The 481-nt window shown below is 34.5% G+C and carries 1 protein-coding gene; it reads right to left on the reverse strand.

Annotation, left to right across the window (positions count from 1 at the left end; all coding sequences use genetic code 11):
- The coding region (locus IDG65_RS14190; RefSeq protein ID WP_206174204.1) for a UvrB/UvrC motif-containing protein at positions 1-481 on the reverse strand (481 nt) is incomplete at both ends.

The following is a 481-nucleotide window of genomic DNA, read 5'->3' on the forward strand; positions in this document are numbered from 1 at the left end:
TAAAACTACCGATTGGACGTTTAGGATCTTTCAATCCTGCACGAGCACGGCGTACCGCTTTACTAATAGAAGTTACAGCATCATTTTGGCCAATAACTCTATCATGTAACGTTTGTTCAAGATTTAATAATCGATCCGATTCAGTTTCATTAATTTTTGTAAGTGGTATACCTGTCCAACCTGCAATGACTTCACCAATATCTTCTTTAGATAGAGAAGTGGATTGATCACCTTGAGTTGTTTTCCACTCATTTTTGGCATCTTCATATTGTTTTTCAAGTTTAGTTTGTTTATCACGTAAATTAGCTGCATTCTCGAATTCTTGAGCATGAACTGCTGCGTCTTTTTCATTTTTTACTTTTTCAATTTCTTGCTCAATTTCTTTCAAGTTGTTAGGTGTTGTATGACTTTTCAGTCTTACTTTTGAACTTGCTTCATCAATTAAATCAATTGCTTTATCGGGTAAGAAACGATCTGATAC

The sequence above is a fragment of the Staphylococcus sp. EG-SA-17 genome (assembly GCF_017151845.1).
Classification (GTDB): Bacteria; Bacillota; Bacilli; order Staphylococcales; family Staphylococcaceae; genus Staphylococcus; species Staphylococcus aureus.